This is a genomic window from Mesorhizobium sp. M3A.F.Ca.ET.175.01.1.1, assembly GCF_004791945.1.
In the GTDB taxonomy this organism is placed as follows: domain Bacteria; phylum Pseudomonadota; class Alphaproteobacteria; order Rhizobiales; family Rhizobiaceae; genus Mesorhizobium.
Window position 1 is genome coordinate 131,487 of sequence record NZ_SRTP01000001.1, and the last position, 17,050, is coordinate 148,536.

General features: G+C 62.1%; 20 protein-coding genes. 13 read left to right on the plus strand and 7 right to left on the minus strand.

The annotated features are described in order from the left end of the window. Positions 1–2: 2 nt before the first annotated feature. Positions 3–302, minus strand: a complete 300-nt coding sequence (locus tag EN818_RS00635; RefSeq protein WP_095806078.1) for a DUF2218 domain-containing protein — start codon at positions 300–302, stop codon at positions 3–5. Positions 303–623: 321 nt separating this feature from the next. Here EN818_RS00635 and EN818_RS00640 point away from each other — a divergent pair, with 321 nt between their 5' ends. Beyond that, the gene (locus EN818_RS00640) at positions 624–893 is read left to right on the plus strand and encodes an SDR family NAD(P)-dependent oxidoreductase (RefSeq protein ID WP_135903898.1); all 270 of its coding nucleotides are present in this window, start codon (positions 624–626) and stop codon (positions 891–893) included. Positions 894–896: 3 nt separating this feature from the next. Here EN818_RS00640 and gloA read toward each other — a convergent pair whose 3' ends face one another. Next, positions 897–1,337, minus strand: a complete 441-nt coding sequence (gene gloA / locus EN818_RS00645) for a lactoylglutathione lyase (RefSeq protein ID WP_095806076.1) — start codon at positions 1,335–1,337, stop codon at positions 897–899. Positions 1,338–1,597: 260 nt separating this feature from the next. Between gloA and EN818_RS00650 the strand changes: the two genes are divergently transcribed. The 3 genes from EN818_RS00650 to EN818_RS00660 are packed head-to-tail and all read left to right on the plus strand — an operon-like array spanning position 1,598 to position 3,514. Further along, positions 1,598–2,194 (plus strand): cold-shock protein, encoded by a 597-nt coding sequence (locus EN818_RS00650; protein WP_095806075.1) that lies wholly within the window; start codon positions 1,598–1,600, stop codon positions 2,192–2,194. A 25-nt stretch (positions 2,195–2,219) separates the two neighbouring features. Next, positions 2,220–2,732 (plus strand): DUF192 domain-containing protein, encoded by a 513-nt coding sequence (locus EN818_RS00655; protein ID WP_095806074.1) that lies wholly within the window; start codon positions 2,220–2,222, stop codon positions 2,730–2,732. Positions 2,733–2,746: 14 nt separating this feature from the next. Then, positions 2,747–3,514, plus strand: a complete 768-nt coding sequence (locus EN818_RS00660) for an alpha/beta hydrolase (RefSeq protein WP_095806073.1) — start codon at positions 2,747–2,749, stop codon at positions 3,512–3,514. A 6-nt stretch (positions 3,515–3,520) separates the two neighbouring features. Here the strand turns inward: EN818_RS00660 and EN818_RS00665 are convergent, their stop codons facing one another. After that, positions 3,521–4,123: a hypothetical protein gene (locus EN818_RS00665; protein ID WP_095806072.1), complete on the minus strand. Its 603-nt coding sequence runs from the start codon at positions 4,121–4,123 to the stop codon at positions 3,521–3,523. Positions 4,124–4,247: 124 nt separating this feature from the next. On the opposite strand from EN818_RS00665, the gene cysE reads away from it, so the two are divergent. Further along, positions 4,248–5,096: a serine O-acetyltransferase gene (gene cysE / locus EN818_RS00670; protein ID WP_095806170.1), complete on the plus strand. Its 849-nt coding sequence runs from the start codon at positions 4,248–4,250 to the stop codon at positions 5,094–5,096. 229 nt (positions 5,097–5,325) lie between these two features. Further along, a complete protein-coding gene (locus EN818_RS00675) occupies positions 5,326–5,529 on the plus strand; it encodes a DUF3126 family protein (protein ID WP_042644432.1) in 204 nt (67 codons plus the stop codon). 64 nt (positions 5,530–5,593) lie between these two features. Here EN818_RS00675 and EN818_RS00680 read toward each other — a convergent pair whose 3' ends face one another. After that, entirely contained in the window at positions 5,594–6,187 is a 594-nt protein-coding gene (locus EN818_RS00680) for a hypothetical protein (protein WP_095806071.1), read from the minus strand. Between the two features lie 343 nt (positions 6,188–6,530). Here EN818_RS00680 and clpP point away from each other — a divergent pair, with 343 nt between their 5' ends. From clpP to hupB, 4 genes are all read left to right on the plus strand, one after another. Beyond that, a complete protein-coding gene (clpP, locus tag EN818_RS00685; RefSeq protein ID WP_095806070.1) occupies positions 6,531–7,160 on the plus strand; it encodes an ATP-dependent Clp endopeptidase proteolytic subunit ClpP in 630 nt (209 codons plus the stop codon). 295 nt (positions 7,161–7,455) lie between these two features. Next, positions 7,456–8,730, plus strand: a complete 1,275-nt coding sequence (gene clpX, locus EN818_RS00690) for an ATP-dependent Clp protease ATP-binding subunit ClpX (protein WP_040969491.1) — start codon at positions 7,456–7,458, stop codon at positions 8,728–8,730. Positions 8,731–9,013: 283 nt separating this feature from the next. After that, on the plus strand, positions 9,014–11,425 hold the full coding sequence (lon, locus tag EN818_RS00695; protein ID WP_095806069.1) for an endopeptidase La: 2,412 nt from the start codon (positions 9,014–9,016) through the stop codon (positions 11,423–11,425). A gap of 197 nt (positions 11,426–11,622) precedes the next feature. Further along, positions 11,623–11,895, plus strand: coding sequence for a DNA-binding protein HupB (gene hupB, locus EN818_RS00700; RefSeq protein WP_027166452.1), 273 nt, complete (start codon positions 11,623–11,625; stop codon positions 11,893–11,895). A gap of 87 nt (positions 11,896–11,982) precedes the next feature. On the opposite strand, the gene EN818_RS00705 is transcribed toward hupB, so the two are convergent. Beyond that, on the minus strand, positions 11,983–13,005 hold the full coding sequence (locus EN818_RS00705) for an aldo/keto reductase (RefSeq protein WP_095806068.1): 1,023 nt from the start codon (positions 13,003–13,005) through the stop codon (positions 11,983–11,985). 181 nt (positions 13,006–13,186) lie between these two features. Between EN818_RS00705 and EN818_RS00710 the strand changes: the two genes are divergently transcribed. From EN818_RS00710 to EN818_RS33465, 3 genes are all read left to right on the plus strand, one after another. Then, a complete protein-coding gene (locus EN818_RS00710; RefSeq protein WP_135903900.1) occupies positions 13,187–13,741 on the plus strand; it encodes an SIS domain-containing protein in 555 nt (184 codons plus the stop codon). 4 nt (positions 13,742–13,745) lie between these two features. After that, positions 13,746–14,492 carry a creatininase family protein gene (locus EN818_RS00715; protein ID WP_095806066.1) on the plus strand — a complete coding sequence of 249 codons (747 nt, stop codon included), beginning with the start codon at positions 13,746–13,748 and terminating at the stop codon, positions 14,490–14,492. A 265-nt stretch (positions 14,493–14,757) separates the two neighbouring features. Then, positions 14,758–14,952 (plus strand): hypothetical protein, encoded by a 195-nt coding sequence (locus tag EN818_RS33465; protein WP_245420342.1) that lies wholly within the window; start codon positions 14,758–14,760, stop codon positions 14,950–14,952. 43 nt (positions 14,953–14,995) lie between these two features. On the opposite strand, the gene EN818_RS00725 is transcribed toward EN818_RS33465, so the two are convergent. Further along, the gene (locus EN818_RS00725; protein WP_095806064.1) at positions 14,996–15,913 is read right to left on the minus strand and encodes a carbohydrate ABC transporter permease; all 918 of its coding nucleotides are present in this window, start codon (positions 15,911–15,913) and stop codon (positions 14,996–14,998) included. 12 nt (positions 15,914–15,925) lie between these two features. Beyond that, positions 15,926–17,047 (minus strand): sugar ABC transporter permease, encoded by a 1,122-nt coding sequence (locus tag EN818_RS00730; protein ID WP_095806063.1) that lies wholly within the window; start codon positions 17,045–17,047, stop codon positions 15,926–15,928. Positions 17,048–17,050: the final 3 nt, after the last annotated feature.

Genomic DNA, 17,050 nt, shown 5'->3' on the forward strand with positions numbered 1-17,050 from the left:
TTTTATGCAGCCTCGCTTGGAGCCTGCTTCCAATCGAAGGTCAGTTCCTCGCGGAAGGCGAAGCGCTTGATATGGTCGGCGACGACGGTTTCCAACCGTTCCAGCGTGGCCGCATCATCGGCGGCGACAGCAATGTGGAGCGCGGCGGCATCAGCATCCATGACGGTGCGGCCGAGCGACAGCTGAATGGCGCCGTGATGCGGGTCGAATTCGACCGGAAACTTGTGCGCCCAATGCTTGCAGAGCTGCTGCAGATAGCGACTGGCATGTTCGGTGGCGACGTCGGCGCGGCTGGTCAGCATAAAATTCTCCTCGCGGATCAGAAAAAGCGTCAGCCTGGCCGGCTGCCGTCAGCTGCATAGATAGGCACCCTGTTGCGAAACGCGAGGGCGACCCGCTGCCCCCATTGGGCGCTCTCGTTCGCCTGGACCGGAACGGCTTCAAATTTGCGCGAGCCAGAGTTCCCGGCGCAGCTTCGAAACCGGCCTCGGTCGCTATGCAAAAATGGTGTTCAGGATAAAGCCAAGTCCTTATGCTGGCGCAGGCCATCAAACGGACCGACAATGCGCCAACAGGCCGGGATGGGGCCTTGGATCAGATAGAAAGGTCGACTGAGGAGACGTATGGGTAAGCGCAATCGATTGGAAGGGCAGACCGCTCTAATAACCGGAGGCGCCAACGGCGCAGGTGCAGCATCAGTGGTTGCTTTCCTTGAGGAGGGCGCGAAAGTGGCGTTTGTCGACCGCAATGGCAACGCCGGACGTGCCTTGGAGACCAGGCTGCGCCACGAGGGCCACCAAGTTCTATTCATCGAGGCTGATGTCGCGATCGACGAGCAGGTAAATCGAGCTGTTCAAGCCACTTACGATAAGAAGCGCGTTGCGCTGGACTGACGGCTACCAGCTCCCCGTGTTCGGCATCGAGAGCCAGGGCTCGGCCTTGGGTTTTGCCGGACCTTTCTGCAGCAACTCGATCGAAATGCCGTCGGGCGAGCGGATGAAGGCCATGTTGCCGTCGCGCGGCGGCCGATTGATGGTCACGCCATTGTCCATCAGCTTCTGGCAGGTGGCGTAGATGTCGTCGACCTCATAGGCGAGATGGCCGAAATTGCGGCCGCCCTTGTAGTCTTCCGGATCCCAGTTGTAGGTCAACTCGACCAGTGGCGCCTTGTCGGCGATGCCGCTTTGCTCGTCTTGCGGGGCAGCAAGGAAGATCAGCGTGTAGCGTCCCTGCTCGTTTTCGTAGCGGCGCACTTCCTTCATGCCGAGCTTCTTGCAGTAGAAGTCGAGCGACTGATCGATGTCGGTGATGCGGACCATTGTGTGGAGGTAGCGCATGGGGAGTCCTCGCGAGTTGCGTTGCAGTGCACCATAGAAGTCGCCCGGCCAAAGGGCAATCGTCCGACAAAAAGCGGGTGGTGCGGTCGATTTCAGCTCGTGCAGACAGGCGTCCGGCAGCTCCGGCAAACAACTATTAAGGCTTTCCGGTGCTCAACGGTGAAAAAAGGCACGTCAGGTCTTGCACACCCCGGAAGCGGCAGTGTTAATCTCATGTCAAGAATCAGCACCGGTTGCAGTTGAAAAAAGGGGGCATTCTTATGGGGGAAAAAGCCTCTTTCACGAGGCGAGACGGAAGCCTTGAGGACGCCTTGAGACGCGACAGCGGCGGCGATGCCGCCGAGTTTGTCGAAATCGCCGGCGCAATCAAATGGTTCGACGTGGCCAAGGGCTACGGTTTCATTCTCCCGGACGATGGCGTTTCGGGCGATGTCCTCCTCCATGTGACCTGCCTTCGAAGAGACGGCTTCCAGACCGCGCTGGAGGGCGCGCGCGTCGTCTGCCTCGTCAGGCAGGGCGAACGTGGCTTGCAGGCCTTCCGTGTGTTGTCGATGGACGCTTCGACCGCGATCCATCCGGCCGAGCAGCAGGAACAGCGCACGCATGTCACGGTGACGCCTGAGAGCGGCCTCGAGCGGGCGCTGGTCAAGTGGTTCAACCGCACCAAGGGCTTCGGCTTCCTGACCCGGGGCGAGGGCACCGAGGATATTTTCATCCATATGGAGACTCTGCGCCGGTACGGCATTACCGAGCTGCGGCCCGGCCAGGTCGTGCTGGTTCGCTTCGGGCGCGGCGACAAAGGCCTTATGGCTGCCGAAATTCATCCCGATATGGGCACCTTGCCGGTCTCGCACTAGGGCCGAGACCGGCAGAGGATATCGAATGGCTCGTCGGAACTGGCTGACTGCTGGCGTTGTCAGCGCTGCGATCGTCGTCCTTGTCCATGTCTATTCGCTGCAGCCGAGTTCGGCGGACGGCCAGGCAATGGTGCTGCCGGTGGATCCCGCGCCGCTGGTCGCGGTAACCGGTTCCGGCAAGCATTCCTTCTCCATCGAAATCGCCGACAGCTCGGCCGAGCGCGAGGCCGGTCTGATGTTCCGCCAGACCATGGCCAACGATCACGGCATGTTGTTCGTGTTCGAGAAGGCGGGCGAGGTGAATTTCTGGATGAAGAACACGCCGATGGCGCTCGACCTGGTCTTTGTCGGCCAGGACGGAAGGATCAAGGCGATCAAGCGCGGCGAACCGGAATCGGAGGCGATCATCTCGCCGGGGCAACCGGTTCGCTTCGTGCTCGAGCTGAAGGCGGGAACGGCCGCAAAGGAAGGCCTCAAGGACGGCGATCTTCTGCGACATCCGGTGATCGCCAAGGCGTCCCACGCCGGCTCCGACTGATCGCGGCGGCACCGATGCAAGTCTTTTCCCACGATGGTTTCGAGCTTGCCTACCTCGATCGCCAGCCTGCATCGGGTCAGGGTGATCCGGTCCTGATGATCCACGGCTTTGCGTCGAGCCACTATGTCAACTGGGTGGCACCCGGCTGGTTCAAGACGCTGAACGACGCGGGCTACCGGGCGATCGCCTTTGACAACCGCGGCCATGGCTCGTCGTCCAAGAGCTATGACGAGGCCGACTACACGCCGCCGAAGATGGCTTCGGACGCGGCCGCGCTGCTCGAGCATCTCGGCATCGGCCGCGCGCACGTGATGGGTTATTCCATGGGCGCGCGCATCTCCGCCTTCCTGGCCCTCTCCGACCCCGACAAGGTGGCGACGCTGGTGTTCGGCGGCCTCGGCATCGGCATGGTCGACGGCGTCGGCGACTGGGACCCGATCGCGGCAGCGCTGCTGGCGCAGGATCCGGCGACCATCACGGATCCGCGCGGCCGCTCGTTTCGCGCCTTCGCCGACCAGACGCGCAGCGACCGCCATGCGCTCGCCGCCTGCATTTCCACCTCGCGCGCATTGCTGACCGAGCACGACCTGGCGCGCATAGCCCCGCCGACGCTGGTCGCCGTCGGAACGAAGGACGACATCGGCGGCTCGCCCGACGAACTCGCCGCCTTGATGCCCAATGCAACGGCCTTTCACATCGAGGGCCGCGATCACATGCTTGCGGTCGGCGACAAGAGCTTCAAGCAACGCGTGCTGGAGTTCTATGCCGAAAACCCGCTCTGAACGAGGCTACCCGGCTTGGAGCGCGGCGAGCGAGCGTTCCAGGTTCCGCCTGGCTTGGGGTTCGAAACGCTGCCGAAATTCGTCGGTGTGATAGATGTGCGGGCGAGCTAGAAAATTCTTCAAGACCGCCGCGCGGCCGGCGCGCCACATCGGCTCTTCGACCCAATCGTACTCGCGCCGGACTGCCGTCTCATAAGCCTCGAACGCGTCCGGCTCGGCGCCGAGGACAGCGAGGTCCATGTCGAGGAACAGCGCCGCGTCATGTGCCGCCTTCGTATCGGCGAACGACGGCAGCTGGTGCGTGGCGGTGGCATTGATCATTGCTGCGATGCGGGCGAGGCGCTGCGCGTCGGCGCGGCCGGACAATCTCTGCTCCGCCAATCCCGCGCTTTTTGGTTCGTTGTCCTTGGCCCGGCTGTCGTAGACCGCGTCGTGGAACCAGATCGCAGCGGCAACGGCATCCGGGTCATGGAGCAGGTGCCTGCAGTCCGCGGCCAGGGCCAGCATGGCCTCGATATGAGCCAGGCTGTGGTAGTGCCGATCCTCGGCTTGATAGAGGGCCGAAAGCTCGCTTTTCAGGGCTTCGTCGATCAAGGGTTCGTTTTCCATGGCCGCTTGAATCTGCGTGAACCAAAACCATTTGACAAAGCACTAAGGAAAATTGAGTTCACCCGTGCTATGATCTGGCCTATATGTGCGGCCGGAAAAAAGAGCCGGCAAGCCGGAGACGCCGATGAACAGCATTACGATTGCCCGCCCCAGCATGGTGCAGCCGGTCGATCCGATCTGGCGCTCGATCCGCGACGAGGCGATGGAAGCAGTCGATCGCGATCCGTTGCTCGCGGCCTTCCTCTATTCCACCATCCTCAACCAGGAGAGCCTCGAGGAAGCGGTCATTCACCGGCTGGCCGAACGTCTGGCGCATCAGGATATCGGTTCCGATCTCATCCGGCAGACGTTCAAGGCGATGCTCACCGACGATCCAGAGTGGAGCACGACGGTTCGTGTCGACATCCAGGCTTATTACGACCGCGATCCGGCCTGCGACCGCTTCATCATGCCGGTGCTCTATTTCAAGGGCTTCCATGCCATCCAGACGCATCGGCTGGCGCATTGGCTGTGGAACCAGGGCCGCAGGGACTTCGCGCTCTATCTGCAGAGCCGCTCGTCCTCGGTGTTCCAGACCGACATCAATCCAGCCGCCCGCATCGGCAAGGGCATCTTCCTCGACCATGCCACCGGCCTGGTGGTCGGCCAGACGGCCGTCATCGAGGACGACGTTTCCATCCTGCATGGCGTCACCCTCGGCGGCACCGGCAAGGCTTGCGGCGATCGCCATCCTAAGATCCGCCGTGGCGTGCTGATCGGCGCCGGCGCCAAGATCCTCGGCAACATCGAAATCGGCCACTGCTCGAAGATCGCGGCCGGTTCGGTGGTGTTGTCGCCCGTGCCGCACAACAAGACGGTCGCGGGCGTGCCGGCACGCGTCGTCGGCGAGACCGGTTGCGACCAGCCTTCGCGGCAGATGGACCAGCTTCTGCCGTCGCAGACGATGGATCACGTCGTCAGCTTCGACATCTGACTTTTTAAAGCACGTCGTGGCGAACGGATTCAGGCGACGCGCTTTATGTTTTTGATTTGATGTCGTGTTCCGGCCGGCGTGCATTGGGCGGCCGACGACGGCGGCCGGGCTGCGGCCGCCGTTTCCGGGTTGTTGTCCCGGGTTATCTGCCAGCTTGCCTTTACATCGCCATTGTCGGCGTGTCAGAAGCGCGCTCCAACGAGCAAGCCCGACATTTCGGAGAAGACTTTTGAAGCCTGACGAGATCAGAAAGCTGGACGCCTATTTCAAGCGCGTCTTCCAGAACCCCAAGCTGCAGGTGAAGGCGCGGCCGCGCAAGGAAGACTCGGCCGAGGTCTATGTCGGCGACGAGTTCCTCGGCATCGTCTTCAAGGACGAGGACGACGGCGACTACAATTTCTCGATGGCGATCCTCGATATCGATCTCGGCTAAACCAAGCCATCGCCGGCCGGGCGCGCGACTGCCCGGTCGGAACCAAGCTCAGACGGACCACCGGCTAACCCGGACAGTGCTGCCGGATATGCACCCGGCGCCAACTGGTCGAGCCGTCCCGCAGCACCACCCGACGCGCCACGGTCCGGTATGAAGGCGGGATTTCTGTGATGCGGCGCTGCCCGGGCCGCACCAGCACTTCTCGCGCGACACTTTCATACTCCGCCGGCAGAACGACGCGCCGGACGCGCTCAGGCTCGACGACCACAGTCTCGGCGATGCGCGCATAGCGTGCCTTGCGCCACACTTTGCACAGCACCTTGCGGCCATGGATGACGCGCCATTCCCAGCCGTAGCCGCCATTGTCGACCTTGACCGTGCGGTAGACTGTGCGCGTGACCGCCGGCACCGCTTCATAAGTGACGCGAGCCGGACCGATCGGCTCTACGCTCTCGCGCGTGCCGTAGATGGGCGCGTCATAGTGTACAAACTGCCCGCCGGGGCTGACCATCACATCCTCATAGACAGTGTCATAGAGGGCCGGCCGGTGCCGCGCTTCGTAGCATTCGAGCACCCGGCCGCCGGCTGCGGTTTGCGGGATGGTGGCAAGCATGGCGAGGCTGGCCGCGGCCAGGGAGACGGAGCTGTTGCGGATCATGACATTCCCCCGTTGAAAAAAGGACGCCGGTTCAACGCAGGACTGTAGCCAAAGCTCCGTTGCCGCACAGGGCTTTCAAAGCTTTTCGTTAAGCGGTGCGGTTAAGAAATTGCTATCGTGTCGGACGGCGGCGTTCGGGGCGGGTCGGCAGAGCCGTTTTCCCAGGGCGCGATCAAGGTGTTCAACGGTCCGGACGCTTGATTCGACTTAACCAGGTGGCTAGGAGTGGCGGCCTTGCGCTAGGGTGAGCCGGCATCCTATTTAGGTCCTAACGATCCAGAACCGATTCTGCCCGAATGCTCATCGTTCCCGGCGCCGGAATCTTATCCAACAAGGGTAATCCATGAAGAACCCCGTCGAAACCTACATGAACCTCGTTCCGATGGTGGTCGAACAGACCAATCGCGGCGAGCGCGCCTACGACATCTTCTCGCGCCTGCTGAAAGAGCGCATCATCTTCATCACCGGCCCGGTCGAAGACGGCATGGCGACGCTGGTTTGTGCACAGCTTTTGTTCCTCGAGGCGGAGAACCCCAAGAAGGAAATCAACCTCTACATCAATTCGCCGGGCGGCGTGGTCACCTCGGGCATGGCGATCTACGACACAATGCAGTTCATCAAGCCGGCAGTGTCGACGCTCTGCATCGGCCAGGCGGCCTCGATGGGCTCGCTGCTGCTTTGCGCCGGCCACAAGGACATGCGCTTCGCGACGCCGAACGCCCGCATCATGGTCCATCAGCCGTCCGGCGGTTTCCAGGGTCAGGCATCAGACATCGAACGTCATGCGCAGGACATCATCAAACTGAAGCGCCGGCTCAACGAGGTCTATGTCAAGCACACCGGCAAGAGCTATGACGAGATCGAGCGGACGCTCGACCGCGATCACTTCATGACCGCCGACGAGGCCAGGGAGTTCGGCCTTATCGACAAGGTCATCACCACGCGAGAGCCGGTCGAGGGCGTCCTCGCATAGGCCCTGATTGTCAGCTGAATAGCGGGAAAACGTGCTTTTGGCGCGGCTTGCGGCATTTCGGCCACAATTGCCTGTTCCCTCGACGGATGGGATTGCCTACGTTAAGGCTATGTTGATTTTCGACGGCTTAGCTTTGCGTGGGGGTGCTGCGAATCATTGCCGCGTTTTCTGATTTGTGTTTCGTACGGAATTCGCTGTGTGAGCCGGGACACTGGCGCCGGCGGGTTCCCGCGATAGATTGGGGTAGACGCCCAGCAGTCAGACCATCGGCGGGCGTCCATGAAAGGACAGGAAAATGAGCAAGGTAGGCAACAACGGCGGTGATTCAAAGAACACGCTTTATTGCTCGTTTTGCGGCAAAAGCCAGCACGAAGTGCGCAAGCTGATTGCCGGTCCGACGGTCTTCATCTGCGACGAATGCGTCGAGCTCTGCATGGACATCATCCGCGAGGAGAACAAGACCTCGATGGTGAAGTCGCGCGAGGGTGTGCCGACCCCGCAGGAGATCCTCAAGGTCCTCGACGACTACGTCATCGGCCAACCCTACGCCAAGCGCGTGCTGTCGGTGGCCGTCCACAACCACTACAAGCGCCTTGCGCATGCCGGCAAGAACAACGACGTCGAGCTGGCGAAGTCCAACATCCTGCTGATCGGGCCGACCGGCTGCGGCAAGACGCTGCTGGCGCAGACGCTCGCCCGCATCATCGACGTGCCCTTCACCATGGCCGACGCCACGACGCTGACAGAAGCGGGTTACGTCGGCGAGGACGTCGAGAACATCATCCTGAAGCTCCTGCAGTCGGCCGATTACAATGTCGAGCGGGCGCAGCGCGGCATCGTCTACATCGACGAGATCGACAAGATCTCGCGCAAGTCGGACAACCCCTCGATCACCCGCGACGTGTCGGGCGAGGGCGTGCAGCAGGCGCTGCTAAAAATCATGGAAGGCACCGTCGCCTCGGTGCCGCCGCAGGGCGGCCGCAAGCATCCGCAGCAGGAGTTCCTGCAGGTCGACACCGCCAACATCCTGTTCATCTGCGGCGGCGCCTTCGCCGGGCTGGACAAGATCATCTCGGATCGCGGCCGCAAGACCTCGATCGGTTTCGGCGCCACCGTCGCCTCGCCCGAGGATCGCCGCACCGGCGACCTGTTCCGCCAGGTCGAGCCGGAGGATCTGCTGAAGTTCGGCCTGATCCCTGAGTTCGTCGGCCGTCTGCCTGTTCTGGCAACGCTGGAAGATCTCGACGAACCGGCGCTGATCCAGATCCTGACCGAGCCGAAGAACGCGCTGGTCAAGCAGTATCAGCGGCTGTTCGAGATGGAAAATGTCGACCTGACATTCCACGAGAACGCGCTGTCGGCCATCGCCAAGCGCGCCATCGAGCGCAAGACCGGTGCGCGCGGGCTGCGCTCCATCATGGAAGCGATCCTGCTCGACACCATGTTCGAGCTTCCCGCGCTGGAAGGCGTGCGCGAAGTGGTGATCTCGGAGGAGGTCGTTTCCGGCAACGCCAGGCCGCTCTACATCTATTCCGAGCAGAAGGAAAAGAAGGGCAACGTCAGCGCCTGAAATGGACCTGAAGCCGCAATTTTCGTGGAACGGCGCCGGTGCGGCGCCGTTTTGCTGTGAAGGGCCTTCAATGGGGGGCTCGCCAGTTCACGGAATGGATCAGCGGACATGTTGACCCTTGATCTTTGCCGCGCAAGCATCCACCTAACAGCGGAAGGCCGAGGTGCCGAATTCTGTGCTGTAAAACTCCCGTCACAAAGGGTGGTAGGCGGAACGACGCTCGGTCGTTAATATAAGATTCGCGGCTGGCTTGATTAGCGGCCGCGACATGAAAGGTTGGACAATGGCCAAAACATCCAGGGCTTCCGGCGACGGCGTTTTCGCGGTCCTCCCGCTGCGCGACATCGTTGTGTTTCCGCACATGATCGTCCCGCTCTTCGTCGGGCGCGAAAAGTCGATCAAGGCGCTGGAAGAAGTGATGGGTCAGGAAAAGCAGATCCTGCTTGCCACCCAGATGAACGCGGCTGACGACGATCCCGAGCCGGATGCCATCTTCGACATCGGCACGCTCGCCAACGTGCTGCAGCTGCTGAAACTTCCCGACGGCACCGTGAAGGTGCTGGTCGAGGGCGCCTCGCGCGCCAAGATCGTCTCGTTCACCGACCGTCCCGACTTCCACGAGGCCTGCGCCACCGCGCTGGTCGAGCCGGAGGAGGAAGAGGTCGAGATCGAGGCACTGGCCCGCTCGGTCGTCACCGACTTCGAGAACTACGTGAAGTTGAACAAGAAGATCTCGCCCGAAGTGGTTGGCGCCGCTAGCCAGATCGACGATTATTCCAAGCTCGCCGACACGGTTGCCTCGCACCTCGCCATCAAGATCCCCGAGAAGCAGGAGATGCTAGCTACGCTGTCCGTCAAGGAGCGTCTCGAGAAGGCGATGGGCTTCATGGAAGCCGAGATTTCGGTGCTCCAGGTGGAGAAGCGCATCCGCAGCAGGGTCAAGCGCCAGATGGAGAAGACCCAGCGCGAATACTACCTCAACGAGCAGATGAAGGCGATCCAGAAGGAACTCGGCGAGGGCGAGGACGGCCGCGACGAGGCCGCCGAGATCGAGGCGCGCATCAAGAAGACCAAGCTCTCCAAGGAGGCCCGCGAGAAGGCGGAGGCCGAGTTGAAGAAGCTCAGGTCGATGTCGCCGATGTCGGCTGAATCGACCGTCGTGCGCAACTATCTCGACTGGCTGCTGTCGATCCCGTGGGGCAAGAACTCCAAGGTCAAGCATGATCTCGCCTTCGCGCAGAACGTGCTCGACGCCGACCATTTCGGCCTCGACAAGGTCAAGGAGCGCATTGTCGAGTACCTTGCCGTGCAGAGCCGCCAGAAGAAGCTGAAGGGGCCGATCCTGTGCCTCGTCGGTCCTCCCGGCGTCGGCAAGACCTCGCTCGGCAAGTCGATCGCCAAGGCGACCGGCCGCGAGTTCATCCGCATGGCGCTCGGCGGAGTGCGTGACGAGGCCGAGATCCGTGGCCACAGGCGCACCTATATCGGCTCGATGCCCGGCAAGGTCATCCAGTCGATGAAGAAGGCCAAGAAGTCCAACCCGCTCTTCCTGCTCGACGAGATCGACAAGATGGGCCAGGACTTCCGCGGCGATCCGTCCTCGGCCCTGCTCGAGGTGCTCGATCCCGAGCAGAACTCGACGTTCATGGACCATTACCTCGAGGTCGAATACGACCTGTCGAGCGTGATGTTCGTGACGACGGCGAACACGTTGAACATCCCCGCGCCGCTGATGGATCGCATGGAGATCATCCGCATCGCCGGCTATACAGAGGATGAAAAGATCGAGATCGCCAAGCGGCACCTGATGCCCAAGGTGGTGCGCGATCATGCATTGCAGGCGAAGGAGTTCTCCGTCTCCGACGACGCGATCCGCGGCATCATTCAGACCTACACAAGGGAAGCCGGGGTGCGCAGCCTGGAGCGCGAGCTGATGAAGCTCGGACGCAAGGCTGTGACCGAGATCCTGAGGACGAAGAAGAAGACGGTCAACATCACGCCGGCCAATCTGGCCGACTATCTCGGTGTGCCGCGCTTCCGCTTCGGCCAGGTCGAGGCCGACGATCAGGTCGGCGTGGTCACCGGGCTTGCCTGGACGGAAGTCGGCGGCGAACTGCTGACTGTCGAAGGCGTTATGATGCCCGGCAAGGGCCGCATGACGGTGACCGGCAATCTGCGCGACGTGATGAAGGAATCGATCTCCGCGGCGGCTTCGTATGTCCGCAGCAGAGCGCTCGATTTCGGCGTCGAGCCGCCGCTGTTCGACAAGCGTGACATCCACGTCCACGTGCCGGAGGGTGCCACGCCCAAGGACGGCCCGTCGGCCGGCGTGGCGATGGCCACCGCGATCATCTCCGTCCTGACGGGCATTCCGATCAGGGCCGATGTAGCGATGACCGGCGAGATCACGCTGCGCGGCAGGGTGCTGCCGATCGGCGGCCTGAAGGAGAAGCTGCTTGCAGCGCTTCGCGGCGGCATCAAGAAGGTGCTGATCCCGGAAGATAACGCCAAGGATCTGGCGGAGATTCCGGACAATGTGAAGAACGGCATGGAGATCGTCCCGGTCTCACGGGTCGGCGAGGTCCTGCGTCATGCGCTGGTCCGCATGCCGGAGCCGATCGAGTGGGTCGAGCCTGTCAATCCTCCGGCCGATGTCGAGGCCGGGGACGACGCTGGCAAGTCGCTCGCGCATTAGATCTTGCTAAGGTTGCATTGCACAAAGAGAGAGCCGGGCTTCGCGCCCGGCTTTTTCATGTTAAAAACCGCAGAATTCCGGGCTTTTTTCGCATTCCCGGTCGCTTTTCGACTTGGGTTCCGAGACGCTTCTTTCTAAAGTCCGTTTCCTGCCGGGACGAGTCGTAAGTCCCGGTTTTCTCATGGAAGGGAATTTTGATGAACAAGAACGAACTGGTGTCCGCTGTCGCCGACTCCGCAAGCATTTCGAAGGCTGACGCGCAGTCGGCCGTCGATGCGGTGTTCTCCGTGATCACTGGCGAATTGAAGAAGGGCGGCGATGTCCGGCTTGTCGGCTTCGGAAATTTCACCGTGTCAAAACGCGCTGCTTCGACCGGCCGCAACCCGCAGACCGGCGCCGAAGTGAAGATTCCGGCCCGCACGGTGCCGAAGTTCTCGGCCGGCAAGGGCCTCAAGGACGCGGTCAACTAAGACCTTTTTTCTTTAAGTCCAGAAAAGCCGGGCGTGCCCGGCTTTTCTTTTTGCCCCCGCCTCGGAAAGCCAAAGCTTCGAACTAGACTAGGCCGTCGGCGCATCGGCGCGCATCAGCCCGTCCTGCTTGAGATCCGCCCACAGGCCAGCCGGTATCTTGGTGTCGAGCAGCGCGCGGTTGCCTTGAACCTCGGCCGGACGCTGGCCGCCGGGGATCACCGACACGACTGAAGGGTGCCGAAGCGGGAACTGCAACGCCGCCTCGATCAGCCGCACGCCGTGGCGCTTGCAGACCGCCTCGATGCGCGCCACGCGGTCAAGCACATCCTTTGGCGCCTCGCTATAATTGTAGAAGGCGCCGGGCTTCGGACCTGTGGCCAGGATGCCGGAGTTGTAGGGGCCGCCGAGAACGATGCCGATGCCGCGCTTTTCGCAGAGCGGCAGAAAGGTAGCCAGCGCCTCCTGCTCGAGCAGCGTATAGCGGCCGGCAAGCAGGAAGAGGTCGAAATCCCCGCGCTCGGCCAAAGTCTGGCAGACCTGCCATTCGTTGATGCCGCCGCCGAACGCCTTGATCACGCCCTGGTCGCGCAGCGCCAGCAGGCCGTAATAGCCGGACGACATGAATTCCTCGATGCGCCGGTCCGACGTCTCCTTGCTGCCATGCGTGAAGATGTCGACATCGTGCACGAAAAGGATGTCGATGCGGTCGACGCCCAGCCGCTCCAGCGAGGCCTCGAAGGAGCGCATGACGCCGTCATAGCTGTAGTCGTAGACCTCCTTGCGCGAGGGCGTGTCGAAGAACTTGCCGATGCCGGTGCGTTCGCCCGGCGGGCAGGCGCGCATCAGGCGCCCGACCTTCGTGGAGAGCACGTAGTCGTCGCGCTTCTTCGATCGCAGGAACGGGTTCAGTCGGGTCTCCGACAAGCCGAGCCCGTAGAGCGGCGCGGTGTCGAAGTAACGACAGCCGGTCTGCCATGCCGCCTCAAGTGCGGCGTTGGCGTCCTCGTCGGAGATGGCGCGGTAGAGATTGCCGAGCGGAGCGGTGCCGAAGCCGAGTTCGGTGAAGGTGATGCCGCCATTGCCGATACGTTCGAAATGCCGTGTCTTCATCTGCTGCGATATCCTGGATTGATTTGTCAGACATGACACTATCACGCTGGCGGCTCAGCAAAAGCGCCGCGGCTCGTTGGCGACGAATTTTCGCGGTGATAGCATGAACAAAAACAAGCCTTTCGCTGGAAATGCTGTCGCGGTCGTTCCGCCTTTCCAGTGTCGATAGGATGAAACCGTCATGACGCAGATGTTCGATACCGCGCTGGACGAGCTTGCCGCCGTCGTGCGGCGCATCGACGACACCCGGGTCGATGCCGCCTGCGAAATGCTGGCCGGCGCCGGCAAGATTGTCGTCTATGGCTGTGGCCGCGAAGCACTGCAACTCAAAGGCTTCGCCATGCGGCTGTTCCATCTCGGTCTCCCGGTCTCGGTCGTCGGCGACATGACCACGCCGCCGCTGGGGCCGGGCGATGTCTTCCTGGCAAGTTCCGGACCAGGCGAGACAACAACGGTGCTGACCTTGATGCGGGTGGCGCGCGAGGCGGGCGCCAAGCGGCTGCTGGTCACGGCGGAGGCCGCTGGCAGCGCAACGAAGCTCGCCGAATTTGCGCTGCTCATTCCGGCGCAGACCATGGCCAGCGATCAGGGGGCCGCCAGAACCTCGGTGCTGCCGATGGGCTCGCTGTTCGAAGGCGCGCTGTTCCTGCTGTTCGAGATCATGGTGTTGAAACTCAAGGCGCTCACCGGCGCGACGCCGGAAACAATGCGCGCCCGCCATACGAACATGGAGTAGGGCGATGCGCTACGAATTGATGCTGCCGCACCAGATCCGCACGGCGATCGACGAGAACTGGCCGGTCGTGCTGCCGCTTGGCGTGCTCGAATACCACGGCGAGCACATGGCGGTCGGCATGGACACGCTGGCGGTCGTCAAGATGCTGGAGCTGTTCGAGAAGGAGGCCGACATCGTCATCCTGCCGCCCTTCTACTATGGCGCGGCGAGCTATGCGGTGGCGGCCCCGGAAGGCAGCGGATCGATCCAGGTCGGCGGCGGACAGTTGGCGCCATTCGCGGAGGAGCTGTTCTTCAGCCTGCTGCGCGTCGGCTTTCGCAACATCCACGCCATTGTCCACCACCAGACCGAGAACTTCGTCGCCGGCATGCCGACCGATCTCGCCTTCAAGACCGCCGGCCGGCAAGCGATCTTTCGCTTTCTGGAGAAGGAGCGCGGCGAGGGGTGGTGGGGCTCCGACAAGATGGCCGACTACTATGCCGGCCACGCCCAGGGCGAGAACGTCTTCAACTGGGTCCAGGTGCACCCGCTGATGCCGGCCGCGGTGATCGGCAAGTATCCGTTCGACCATGCCGGCATCGGCGAGACCTCGCTGATGCTCGCACTCTGTCCCGAGGCGGTCGATGCGGGCCGCTTCGCCGACAATACAAGCTGGTACACGAAAGGCGCATCGGACGCGTCGGCCGAGCTGGGCCAGACGGGCGTCGCCATGATCCTCGAGCATTTGCGGACGGCGCTCACGGCGCGCTGATGGTCGCTTCTCAGGCGTGGCAAGGCTCCCTATATATTAGATACTCATAATATTATACTATGCGACCAACGCCGAGGGCATATGGAGCCATCCGGTGCGCGGGGTCGTAGGCCGACGAATGGCGTGCATTGCAGGCATGATTGTCATGACTGCGATCCTTGAGCCTGTGTCTGCATCTGCGCACAAAGCTGACGGCGGCTGGACATATCCGCCAGCCTGCTGTCGGGGTGATAGGACTACAGGCGACTGCGGCAGCATTCCCAGCATGACGGTCACGCCTGAAGCTGGTGGCTATGTGATCATCCTTCGACCGGGCGATCATCGCAAGGTTACCCACCAGAATCGTTATTTCGTCCCCTATGACAGCGTCATTCCATCAGGGGACGAGAGATTTCACATCTGCCTGCATCCGACCGAAGAGCATGAGAACTGCTTCTTTGCGCCGGCTGAGGCGATGTAGGTCTGTCGTCCGGGTTCGCCCGCCAATTGATCCGCACGGACTGCTACTTCACCGCACCGGCGGTCATGCCCATGATCAGGTAGCGTTCGAGCAGGATGCCGATGACCGCCAGCGGGGTGATGGCGGCGGTGGCAAGGGCCGCCATCGACCACCAGTTGATGCCTTGCGATCCGGTCTGGCTCGCGACCATGACGGGGATGGTCTTGGCGTCGGTGGATGTCAGCAGCGCGGCAAAGAAGTATTCATTCCAGCACAGCACCATCGCCAGGATGAAGGCGGCGACCATGCCGGGCAAGGCGATCGGCATGACGATGCGGAAGAAGGCACCCCAGATCGTGAGCCCATCAACGAGGGCGGCTTCCTCGAGCTCGACCGGGATCGAATTGAATTGGTCGCGCATGATCCAGATGACGATCGGCAGCACCATCAGCGTGTAGAGCAGGACCAGCCCGATGCGTGTGTCGAGCAGCCCGACCTCCCGGTAGAGGACCAGGAACGGGAGCGCCAGAACCACTGGGGGCAGGATCAACTGCGACAGGAAGAAGAAGGAGATATCCTCGTTCTTGAACCAGGCGAAGTGATAGCGATAGCGGGTGAGACCGTAAGCGGCGAGGCTGCCGATGACGATGGCAAGGCTCGAAGCGCCGACCGAGGTGATGACCGAATTCATGAAACGCTTGAGGAACTCGTCACGCACGGTGGAGGTCTGGAAGATCGAGTCCGGCGACAGCCCGAGCGAGCGCCAGCCTTTCCAGTCGGGCTGGTAATCCACGAAGGGGATGAGATGGCCTTGCGTGACGTCGACCGCCGATTTGAAAGACGTCGATATCGTCCAATAGATCGGGAACAGGCAGATGAAGGCCCAGAACACCAGCGCTCCGTAAATGAAGATGCGGCTGGTGATGAAGGCGGCCGGCGAGCGGATGTCGGAGACGGTGTAATCGGTGGTCTGGACGCTCATGATCTCGACCGCTCAGTTGACGTTACGCACGAAGCGGCTGGCGAGTTTCAGCAGCCAGGTCACGAACACGATGATGATGATCAGATACGCCATGGCAAGCATCGTGCCGTATCCGACATTCGAACGGTCGCGGTACTCGCGGTAGATGAAGCTCGATATCGAGTCGGTCGCGCCGCCGGGGCCGCCGGAGGTCACCGTGATGATGATGTCGGCAAGCTTCAGTTTGAAGATGATGCGCAGGATCACCGCCGTCACCGAAACCGGCAGCATCAGCGGGAAGGTGACCTGCCAGAAGGTCTGCCACGGGGTCGCGCCGTCGACGCGCGCCGCCTCCAGCACCTCGCGCGACATCGCCTGCAGGCCGGCAAGCAGCATGATCATCATGAACGGGATGAAAGTCCAGGCATCGAGCACCATGATCGAGATGCGGGCCGTGATCGGGTTCGAGAAGAAGGCGGGGTTATCCCAGCCGAGATGCCGTGCCAGCGTCGCAGCCGGCCCGAACCGATATTCCATCAGCGACTTGCCGACCATCCACGACACGGCGACCGGCGACAGCATCAGCGGCAGAAGGAAGACGACGCGCCAGAATTTTCGCGCCTTGATCTGCGCGTTGAGGAGCAGTGCCAAGCCGAAGGCGATGACGTATTCCACCAGCACCGCCAGCACATAGAGCACCATGTTGAACAGCGCATTGCGGTAGTAGGGGTCGCGCAGCATCTGCCAGAAATTGTCGAGTCCGTTGAATTTTCGGCCCGAGAAAGAGCTGAGGTTCCAGTCGGTGAGCGCGATGTAGAAGCCGAACAGGGTCGGGAAGACCACCATGGCGATGGTGAACAGCAGCGCCGGCAGGAGAAACAGCGCGCGCTGGCCGTCCTCGCCGCGCGTCAGAACCTGACCGACACCAAGCGCTATGCCCCATAGAACGTAGGCGTAGACGACGGGACGCCAATTGTCGAAGCCGACCGTGTCGACTTCAGTCTTGTAGAGAATCTGAACCACGATCATCGCCAGAAGGCCGAGCGAGGCCGCGGCCATCAAGGCCCAGCCGAGGCGCTTGCGGCCCGGTGGAACAAGATCGGTGGAAGCGGAATGTGCCGGCCACGCATTCGCGGTCGAAATCTGATCAGCCACGCC

Excerpts from the sequence above, each read along its gene's own strand:
- EN818_RS00725 (WP_095806064.1), bottom strand. The coding sequence starts at position 15,913 with ATGAGCGTCCAGACCACCGATTACACCGTCTCCGACATCCGCTCGCCG.
- EN818_RS00650 (WP_095806075.1), top strand. The coding sequence starts at position 1,598 with ATGGGGGAAAAAGCCTCTTTCACGAGGCGAGACGGAAGCCTTGAGGAC.
- EN818_RS00635 (WP_095806078.1), bottom strand. The coding sequence starts at position 302 with ATGCTGACCAGCCGCGCCGACGTCGCCACCGAACATGCCAGTCGCTAT.
- EN818_RS00665 (WP_095806072.1), bottom strand. The coding sequence starts at position 4,123 with ATGGAAAACGAACCCTTGATCGACGAAGCCCTGAAAAGCGAGCTTTCG.
- EN818_RS00660 (WP_095806073.1), top strand. The coding sequence starts at position 2,747 with ATGCAAGTCTTTTCCCACGATGGTTTCGAGCTTGCCTACCTCGATCGC.
- EN818_RS00710 (WP_135903900.1), top strand. The coding sequence starts at position 13,187 with ATGACGCAGATGTTCGATACCGCGCTGGACGAGCTTGCCGCCGTCGTG.
- clpX (WP_040969491.1), top strand. The coding sequence starts at position 7,456 with ATGAGCAAGGTAGGCAACAACGGCGGTGATTCAAAGAACACGCTTTAT.
- EN818_RS33465 (WP_245420342.1), top strand. The coding sequence starts at position 14,758 with ATGACGGTCACGCCTGAAGCTGGTGGCTATGTGATCATCCTTCGACCG.
- lon (WP_095806069.1), top strand. The coding sequence starts at position 9,014 with ATGGCCAAAACATCCAGGGCTTCCGGCGACGGCGTTTTCGCGGTCCTC.
- EN818_RS00715 (WP_095806066.1), top strand. The coding sequence starts at position 13,746 with ATGCGCTACGAATTGATGCTGCCGCACCAGATCCGCACGGCGATCGAC.
- EN818_RS00705 (WP_095806068.1), bottom strand. The coding sequence starts at position 13,005 with ATGAAGACACGGCATTTCGAACGTATCGGCAATGGCGGCATCACCTTC.
- gloA (WP_095806076.1), bottom strand. The coding sequence starts at position 1,337 with ATGCGCTACCTCCACACAATGGTCCGCATCACCGACATCGATCAGTCG.
- EN818_RS00655 (WP_095806074.1), top strand. The coding sequence starts at position 2,220 with ATGGCTCGTCGGAACTGGCTGACTGCTGGCGTTGTCAGCGCTGCGATC.
- EN818_RS00640 (WP_135903898.1), top strand. The coding sequence starts at position 624 with ATGGGTAAGCGCAATCGATTGGAAGGGCAGACCGCTCTAATAACCGGA.
- cysE (WP_095806170.1), top strand. The coding sequence starts at position 4,248 with ATGAACAGCATTACGATTGCCCGCCCCAGCATGGTGCAGCCGGTCGAT.
- hupB (WP_027166452.1), top strand. The coding sequence starts at position 11,623 with ATGAACAAGAACGAACTGGTGTCCGCTGTCGCCGACTCCGCAAGCATT.
- EN818_RS00680 (WP_095806071.1), bottom strand. The coding sequence starts at position 6,187 with ATGATCCGCAACAGCTCCGTCTCCCTGGCCGCGGCCAGCCTCGCCATG.
- clpP (WP_095806070.1), top strand. The coding sequence starts at position 6,531 with ATGAAGAACCCCGTCGAAACCTACATGAACCTCGTTCCGATGGTGGTC.